General features: G+C 65.1%; 2 protein-coding genes. Both read left to right on the top strand.

The window, feature by feature from the left end:
- On the top strand, nucleotides 1–873 hold an 873-nt coding region (locus VM221_05560), incomplete at its 5' end, for a hypothetical protein (protein HUT74289.1).
- Nucleotides 874–954: 81 nt separating this feature from the next.
- Nucleotides 955–2,175 (top strand): DDE-type integrase/transposase/recombinase, encoded by a 1,221-nt coding sequence (locus VM221_05555; protein ID HUT74288.1) that lies wholly within the window; start codon nucleotides 955–957, stop codon nucleotides 2,173–2,175.
- Nucleotides 2,176–2,381: the final 206 nt, after the last annotated feature.

The following is a 2,381-nucleotide window of genomic DNA, read 5'->3' as shown; positions in this document are numbered from 1 at the left end:
ATCAGAGTTCTAATTGACCGCCAGCCCACGAATATGCAGGTGCGCGAGAAGGGGGCGGGTAGCTACTATTGTGACCTGGTGATGTCCGTAGATCAGGCCAGCGGCTTCATCTTCGAAGAAGCCGCGGTCAAACCCGATGCTGGCGACGAAGCCGTGATCGCGGTGGCGCAGAAGACGCTCGATCAACTGCGGCAGCGCACGCCCAGGGCGGAGCTCACCTGGGTGGTGCGGCACGAGCGCATTGCGAGCGCGCTCGCTATCTGCTTTCCCGACATGGCTACCTCGCTCCAACCGGGAGAGGACTTCGCGCGGTGGAATGAAGCCTACCTGGGCATGGATGAGCGCCTGGGCAGCGGAGGGAGACTGCGGCCGTACCCGATGTGGGGAGATATCACGGAGCAAGAAGTTGCAGCGTTCTATGCCGCGGCGGCGAGTTTCTACCGAGCGCGGCCATGGGAGTTCATCACCGATGCCAGCCTGCTGGAGATTCCCCGCCCCAACCGAGACGAGCCGCCACTGCTGGTGAGTGTGCTGGGAGCCAGCGGCATCACGCACGGCATCACCATTGTCGACTCGGAGGCGGATTTCGAGCGCATGAACTCCGACCGGCGACGGGTGAACGCGACATCTGTTAGTTTTGAGCCTGAGGGCCAGCTCCCTCCCACAATGACGGCGCAGGCCAAAGAACAGGGCTGGGTGGTCGCGAGTGAAGCGGCATTCCCGCTGGTGATGCGGGTGCAGAAGGGGAAGCCCGTACCAGGTCGGGGCGACGATCTGCGGCGGGCGACCATTGCCCTAAGCGTTCTCGGCGAGGGAACCAGCGCCTATCGGGACCATCAACGCCGCCATCCCCACAAGCAGGCCGGCCAATAGGCTAGTGGCCGCAGCACAGGCATCCGCCCATTTCCGCGGCGCCGGATAGCGCCGCCTTCTTTCCCGGGGAGGGGGCCGGACATGGAGGTCTTCGAGGCGGCGGTATCGCTGCTGGTGAAGTCGGTGGTGCTGAGCGCGCGATGGGCAGGTCAGAGGCAAGTCGCTTGCCTGCGTCAAGCCGTTGCCGGGGTGGTGGAGGTGGCGCAGTTGCGCGCCGAGGTGATGGCGCTGCGCGACGAGAACCACCGGCTGCAATTCGAGAACAGCATGCTGCGCTCACGCCTGGACAAGGCACGCGCCCGCAAGCCGCATTACACGCCCATCCAGCGGCTGCAGATTCTTTGGCATCTCGCCTACCACGGCATCCCGCGTAAGCGCGTCAAAGAGCATTTTGGCATATCCATATCCACTCTCTATCGCTGGCTGCACGCCGCGGAGCGCGGCGACATGGGCGAGAACAAGAGCACGCGGGAAAGCCCGAGGAAGACCCCGGCGGAGATCGCGCGGCTGATCTGGGACATCTTCGAAGCCAACCCGCACTTCGGCCGCCACCGCATCGCCATGAGCGTGTGGGCGCTTCGCATCTTCGTGGCTGCCTCGACGGTCAGGAACGTGCTGCTGCGCCCGGCACCCCCGAAAGCGCCGGCGACGGCAGCGGTCAAGGTTGCTCCCGCTAAGCCGCGGCAGATCGTCGCCCGCTATCCCAACCACGTCTGGAGCGTAGATCGCACGCGGGTATGGCGCTGGCGCATCTGGCCCACCTGGGTCCTGGTCGGGATAGATCACTACTCGCGCATGGTGACCACGACCTGCCCGCTGGAGGGCCCCAATGCGGCCTGTCCTGAGCGCAGTCGAAGGGGCTGGGTAACCACCGCGCTCGACTCCGCGTTTGCCCGCTGCGGCGCGCCCAAGCATATCATCACCGACCAGGACGGCGTCTTCACGGGCGGCGCATTCGCTGAACTGAAAGAGCGCTGGGGATTCAAGCAGCGCTTCGGGGCGGTCGGCCAACATGGCTCCATAGCCGTCACCGAGCGCGTGATACGGACGCTGAAGTACGAGTGGCTGCACCGCGTCCCCGTCATTCGCGGCTTCGATCACCTGAGCGGACTGCTGGATGACTTCGGCATCTGGTACAACGGCTATCGGGGACACATGACCCTCGGCGGCGCACCGCCGGCGCTCATCCACCGCGGCGAGCAATGGAGGAAGCCGCCAAAGACCGCGAAGACGCTGCCGCTCAACATCGAGCGACGCGTCTTCGCTGAGTCGCGCGTTACTGCTTACCGGCTTTCTGCTTAGCCCACGCGTCTGGTTGTTTTGCTCGTCGGCTGACCCCCAAACGCGCCTTGGCGATGCCCTTCACTCCCGTTGGCGGCTGCGGCGGGCTTCGATGACTCGCCTCCACCGGTATCCCGCCGCTCAGCAGCTACGGGTGTCACGTCCCGTCACCCAGGCGAGGGCCTCAGTCCAGGGCCTTTCTCGCCTGCCATAGGTGTTCCAAAGCT

The organism is Armatimonadota bacterium, from assembly GCA_035527535.1.
Lineage (GTDB): Bacteria > Armatimonadota > Hebobacteria.
This window is presented reverse-complemented; position numbering and strand designations above follow the sequence as displayed.